General features: G+C 61.5%; 3 protein-coding genes. 1 reads left to right on the top strand and 2 read right to left on the bottom strand.

Annotated elements, in window-relative coordinates; genetic code table 11:
* Positions 1 to 163 precede the first annotated feature (163 nt).
* Together acnA and DET50_RS17025 are read right to left on the bottom strand one after the other, a co-directional pair.
* Positions 164 to 2,926, bottom strand: a complete 2,763-nt coding sequence (gene acnA / locus DET50_RS17030; protein ID WP_113863944.1) for an aconitate hydratase AcnA — start codon at positions 2,924 to 2,926, stop codon at positions 164 to 166.
* Positions 2,927 to 3,099: 173 nt separating this feature from the next.
* Positions 3,100 to 4,920 carry an ABC transporter ATP-binding protein gene (locus DET50_RS17025; RefSeq protein WP_113863943.1) on the bottom strand — a complete coding sequence of 607 codons (1,821 nt, stop codon included), beginning with the start codon at positions 4,918 to 4,920 and terminating at the stop codon, positions 3,100 to 3,102.
* Positions 4,921 to 5,062: 142 nt separating this feature from the next.
* Here DET50_RS17025 and DET50_RS17020 point away from each other — a divergent pair, with 142 nt between their 5' ends.
* Positions 5,063 to 6,517 carry a hypothetical protein gene (locus DET50_RS17020; protein ID WP_113863942.1) on the top strand — a complete coding sequence of 485 codons (1,455 nt, stop codon included), beginning with the start codon at positions 5,063 to 5,065 and terminating at the stop codon, positions 6,515 to 6,517.
* Positions 6,518 to 6,620 lie beyond the last annotated feature (103 nt).

Here is a 6,620-nt window from a genome sequence, read left to right as displayed (position 1 = left end):
CACCGAATCCGGCTGACCTTAAACGGCCTGACTCCGGTGGAGTACAGAGAACAGGCTGCGACTGCAGCCTGATTAAACTGTCCAGGTTTTGGGGGTCACTTCACGAGCTCCGGGATAAATCCGGGGTCAGATGAAGGCTTTCATCTGACCCCATTTTCATGCTTCAGGCGTTCTTCAGCATCTCCCGCACCACATAGTGCAGGATACCCCCGTGCTTGAAGTACACCGCCTCGTTCGCGGTATCAATCCGCGACTTGAGTTCACAGCTCTCGGTGGAGCCGTCCTTGTACTTCACGGTCATCTTCAGGGTCTGGCCCGGCTTGATATCGCCGGACAGGCCTTCGATGCTGATGGTTTCCTCACCGGTCAGTTTCAGGCTCTTGCGGTCCACGCCCTCCGGAAACTGCAGGGGCATCACACCCATGCCGATCAGGTTGGAGCGGTGGATCCGCTCGTAGCTTTCCGCCACCACGGCCTTGACGCCGAGCAGGCGGGTACCTTTCGCCGCCCAGTCCCGGCTCGAGCCGGTGCCGTATTCCTTGCCGGCAATGACCACCAGCGGCGTGCCGCTTTCCTGGTACTTCATGGCTGCATCGTAGATGGCCATCTGCTCACCGGAAGGCACGAATTTGGTGAAGCCGCCTTCCACGCCATCGAGCATCTCGTTCCGGATGCGCACGTTGGCGAAGGTGCCGCGCATCATCACCTCGTGGTTACCTCGGCGGGAGCCGTAGGAGTTGAAGTCTTTCGGCTCAACACCATGCTCCTGCAGGTACTTGCCGGCCGGGGTGTCCGGCTTGAAGGACCCGGCCGGTGAGATGTGGTCGGTGGTTACCGAGTCACCCAGCAGGGCGAGGATATTGGCATCCGTGATGTCCTCGATGGGGTCCGGCTGCTCGCCCATACCCTCGAAGAACGGCGGATGCTGTATGTAGGTGGACTTGTCGGACCACTCGTACACTTTGCTCTCGGGCACCTTGATGGACTTCCAGGTCTCGTCGCCCTCGAACACCTCGCCGTATTCCTTGCGGAACATGTCGGTCCTGACCTTTTCCACCGCCTCGGCGATTTCCTTCTGGCTCGGCCACAGATCCTTCAGGTAGACCGGGTTACCGTCCTTGTCGGCACCCAGCGCATCCTTGGTCAGGTCCACCCGGACGTTGCCGGCGAGGGCGTAAGCCACCACCAGCGGGGGCGACGCCAGCCAGTTGGTTTTCACCAGCGGATGTACCCGGCCCTCGAAGTTGCGGTTACCGGAGAGTACCGACGCGACCGTCAGGTCACCATCGGTAATGGCCTTTTCCACTTCCTCAGGCAGCGGACCGGAGTTACCGATACAGGTAGTGCAACCGTAGCCCACCAGGTTGAAGCCCAGCTTGTCCAGATCGTCCTGCAGACCGGCCACCGCCAGGTAGTCGGTAACCACCTTGGAACCCGGCGCCAGGGAGGTCTTCACCCAGGGCTTGGTGCTCAAACCTTTCTCCACCGCCTTTTTCGCGATCAGACCGGCGGCCATCATCACGCTGGGGTTGGAGGTGTTGGTGCACGAGGTAATGGCGGCAATCACCACGGCGCCCGGATCCAGCCGGGACTTCTCACCGTTCATGTGCAACGGCTGGCTGGCCGGATGCTCGAAATAGGCGTCCTGGGCGCCCACGGCGGTACCACCACCCTCGGATTCGAGTTTCTCCTCGCGGGAGTCCGCGGGGCCCTCGGCGGTCTCCATCAACAGCTCGAAGGAAGCTTTCATGTTTTTCAGGGCGACCCGATCCTGGGGCCGCTTCGGGCCGGCCAGGCTTGCTTCGACGTCGCCCATGTCCAGTTCCAGAGTATCGGTATAGACCGGCTCATGGCCCGGCTCACGCCACAGGCCCTGGGCCTTGGCGTAGGCTTCCACCAGCTCCAGCTGGTCCTCATCGCGACCGGTCAGGCGCATGTAGGTGAGGGTCTGCTCATCGACCGGGAAGAAACCGCAGGTGGCGCCGTATTCGGGGGCCATGTTGGCGATGGTGGCCCGGTCCGCGACCGGCATGTCTTTCAGGCCGTCGCCATAGAATTCGACGAATTTGCCCACCACGCCCTTCTTGCGCAGCATTTCAGTGACGGTCAGGACCAGGTCGGTGGCAGTGATGCCCTCCCGCAACTTGCCGGTGATCTTGAAGCCGATCACCTCGGGAATCAGCATGGACACCGGCTGACCAAGCATGGCGGCCTCGGCTTCGATACCGCCAACACCCCAGCCCAGGATGCCCAGGCCATTGATCATGGTGGTGTGGGAATCGGTGCCTACCAAGGTGTCCGGATAGGCAATGGTCTTGCCATCCACGTCTTTCTGCCAGACGGTCTTGCCCAGGTATTCCAGGTTCACCTGGTGACAGATACCGGTGCCCGGCGGCACCACCCGGAAATTGTCGAAGGCCTGCTGGCCCCAGCGCAAGAACTCGTAGCGTTCCTGGTTCCGCTCCATTTCGATGGCTACGTTGTCCTTGAAGGCAGCGGGCGTGCCATATTCATCCACCATCACCGAATGGTCGATCACCAGATCGACCGGCGACAGCGGGTTGATCAACGCGGGATCCTTGCCGGCCTTTTTGACCGCCTCGCGCATGGCCGCCAGATCCACCACGCCGGGCACCCCGGTAAAGTCCTGCATCAGGACCCGGGCCGGGCGGTACTGGATCTCAGTATCGGACTTGCGGTCTTTCAGCCACTGCACCATGGCATCGATGTGGGACCGGTCGACGGTGATGCCATCCTCGTTACGCAGCAGATTCTCCATCAACACTTTGAGGGAGAATGGCAGGCGGTTGAGATCGCCGAGGGTTCTGGCTGCCTCGGGCAGGCTGTAGTAATGGAAGGTCTTGCCGCCCGCATCCAGGGCGGAAAGGGTATTCAGGCTGTCTTTTCCAAGATTTTCATTCGACATGTGGTGCCTCCCTTCAAAAGGTTCAGCGATGTGAAGTTACCTTTAACTATTGCAGCTAATGACAGGACTTCAACCGATGGCCGGTGAATGTTCGGGATCATTTCCGTGAATATCAGACCAAGGTCGACACCGAAAGTTGCAGGCACAGAACCGGCTGACCCGCGGCCCGAATCTCAGGTCTGTCGCTGACCATAGAGCTGGGCGTAGATGCCCTCCCGGGCGATCAGTTCCTCGTGCCGCCCCTCCTCGATGATCCGGCCATCCTCGAACACGCAGGCACGGTCCGCCTGTTTCACCGCACTGAGCCGATGGGCGATGATCAGGGTGGTCCGCCGTTCGAGGAAAGCCTCCAGATCCCGGTGCAGCTGATGCTCGGTCTCGGCATCCAGTGCCGACGTGGCCTCATCGAGAATCACCAGCGACGGATCCGACAGCACCATGCGGGCAATGGCCAGGCGCTGGCGCTGCCCGCCGGACAAACGGACACCCTGCCGGCCGATCACGGTATCCAGCTGGTCGGGCATGGCCGCCACCATGGTATCGAGCTGGGCGATACGCAGCGCCTCCCACAGCTCGGAATCCGGCTTGTCCCGGCCGAGGGTAAGGTTCTGCCGGATGGTGTCATTGAACAGGGCCGGATGCTGCAGGACGGTGGCCACATGTTCCCGCAACCTTGGCAGCCCGATCCGCTGCACCGGCACATCGTTGATCAGCACCTCGCCCTGCTGGGGCGTGTACATGCCCAGAATGATCTGCACCAGGGTGGATTTACCGCCGCCGCTGGCGCCGACCACTGCCACTTTCTCACCGGGCTCCAGATGCAGGTTGATGCCCCGCAATACCTGCTCGTCGCCATAACCGAAATGAATGTCCCTCAGGGTCAGGCTTACTGTGTGATGGCCACGGAACGGGTCTTCCAGCGCCGGATAGCGCGGCTCCTCCTTCAGCTCCAGCAAACGGTTGATGCGCCCCAGGGCGGCGTTGGCGGCGAACCAGGCATATTGCATGTTCAGCATTTCCTGGACCGGCGTCAGCATGAACCACAGGTACCCGAAGATCGCGAACATCATGCCGATGCTCAGATCGCTGAGCAGAACGGTGATCATGGCGGCGGCCCGGAACACGTCGACACCAAACTGGAACAGGGCAAAACTGGCCCGAGTGGCGGCATCACTACGCCACTGGAAGCGGATGGCATGATCCCGCACCACCCGCGCCCGGTCGATCAGCAGTCGCAGGTAGCGTTTCTCCCGGTTGGCCGCCCGGAGCTGGTGAATGGCGTCCAGGGTTTCGGTCAGGTCGCCCTGGAACTCCTCGTAGGCACTGTTCTCCCGACGCTTGAGTTCCTTGACTTGCTTGCCGATCAGGATGGTGGCGAAGATGACCAGCGGATTGAACAGCAGAATCAGCAACGCCAGTTGCCAGTGCACCCACAGCAATACCACTGCCGTGCCGATTACCGTCAGGCTGGCCACCAGGAACCGGCTGATGGTGGTCCCCAGGAACTGATCCATGGTATCCAGGTCGGTGATGAAGTGGCTGCTGATGGCCCCGGACCCACGGGTCTCATACTCCGACATGGCCACGCGCTGGAGCCGGCCCAGCAGCCGGGATCGCATGCGGAACACGACATCCTTGGAAACCTTGGAAAACTCCCGCGATTGCAGGACATTGAAGAACAGTGCGGCCGACCGGAGCAGCAACGCTGCCAGCACCATCAACCCGATGTAGACCACAGGCTGCTGCCATGCGCCAGGCAGGATGGCGTCCATGACCGGAAGAACCGGACCCTCTTTCTCCAGCAGAACCTCATCCACCAGTACCGGCAGCAACAGGGGCACCGGCACCGCCATGACCGTTGCCAGGATCGCCAGAAGGTTGGCGCGCGCCAGGCGCGGCTTATGCTTGAGTGCCAGCAAGAAGATGTCGCGCCAGCGGTAGGGCTGATGCCCGCCGGCGGACTCAGCCGACTGTTGCAGGTTGTTTTGTTGCAAGACTCCTCCGGACCCCGAATATCTTCGGTTCAATACGGACGCTATGGCCTGACAGTCTACTGTTAACCAGGTAGCTGCGCGGCCCTTTCAGTTCTGTCATCATGACCCGCCTGACTCTGACGGACCAGGAACCCGACCTGCTGTGAAACACGACTGCTACTACCACCCCGGTGAACCCGCCAAATGGCACTGCGGCGAATGCCAGATTCACTACTGTAGCCGCTGCATGCCCGATGGCGATACTCGACAGCGCAAGGCGCTCTGCCCGCAATGCAGCAAGGCCATGCGCTACCTCGGGGCCGCCACCGAAGCAGTCCCGTTCTGGAACCGGCTCGGCGCGTTCTTCCGCTATCCGTTCCACAGCGACCCTCTGATCGTAATAGCCATCTGCACCCTGGTGCCGGTGATCGCCCCGGCGAACCTGATCGGCATCCTGATCTGGATTGTGCTCGCACTGGCCCTGTTCAAGTATACGTATGCGGTGATCAATCACACCGCCGAAGGCCACCTGAAACCACCACCGGTGGCTGTCGCCTTTACCGGAAGCGGCTTTGATATCGTGGTTCTGCAACTGCTGGTGTTCGTGGTGATGGGCGGCCTGGTCGGCGCCGCTGCCATGCTGGGCGGGCCGCTCCTGGGCATGCTGGCCATCGCCTTTGTGGTGCTGGCCCTGCCCGCCTCCATCATGGTCCTGGCCATGGAACGTTCGGTGGGAGCGGCCGTGAACCCCATGAACCTGGCACTGCTGATCTCCCGCATCGGGACACCCTATTTCCTGCTCTACGGCTACCTGATCCTGCTCACCCTGGCCTCGGGCGCCGCCCAGGATTTCGCCCTGAACCACTTTCCGCTGTGGTTGTCCCAGCCCCTGGCCGGCTTCCTGAACAGTACCTTCACCCTGATCCTGTTCCACATGCTCGGCTACCTGTTGTTCCAGTACCAGGAAGAGCTGGGTTTCGCCGCTGACGTCCAGGACGGCGAGACCCTCGCCCAGGCCCAGAACCGGGACCGGACCGCCCGCTTTGATGCCGATATCGACATGAACCTCAAGGACGGCCATTACGACCGGGTGCAGTCCATGCTGAAAGAAGCTCTGAAAAGGGATCCGGACAATGCCCTGAGAATCGCCCAGCTGTACAAGTTGCTGATGGCCCGAAGGGATGTCCCGGAGCTGCAACGTTACCACGCCCGGATCCTCAACTGGCTCGCGACTACCAACGACGGCGAGGCCATTGCCGGGCTGGTCACTCTGCTGCAGGAGGCCGAGCCCACGTTCCGGCTCGAGGATCCGGAACTGAGTGTGCGCTGCGCCAGCGCCATGTATCACCAGGGCCGTTTCAAGCCCGCCCTGCGCCTGCTCCAGGATTTCCATAAACGCTTCCCGGACAGCGACCAGCTGGCTCCGGCGTACCTGCTGGTGGCGCAGATCCTGGCCAACGGGCTCAACCAGTGGGAGAAAGCCACTGCCTTCCTGACGTTTATCCAGAAGAAGTGCCCGAATCATCCGCTGCATGGGCAGATCGGGACGTATCTGGCGCAGGCGGAGAAGCGGGAACCGTTGAAGGGGCCGAAGGCGAGTTTTGCTGTTGCGGAGTGAGGCGTGAAGGTGAACCCGGGGTCAGATGAAAGCTTTCATCTGACCCCGAATTAGCGGGAATCTGAGGAGGTTGGGCCAAACCGGGGTCAGATGAAGGCTTTCA

The organism is Marinobacter pelagius (assembly GCF_003315345.1).
In the GTDB taxonomy this organism is placed as follows: Bacteria; Pseudomonadota; Gammaproteobacteria; order Pseudomonadales; family Oleiphilaceae; genus Marinobacter; species Marinobacter pelagius_A.
The sequence above is the reverse complement of the archived record's forward strand: the minus strand, read 5'-3'. Positions and strand labels throughout refer to the sequence as shown.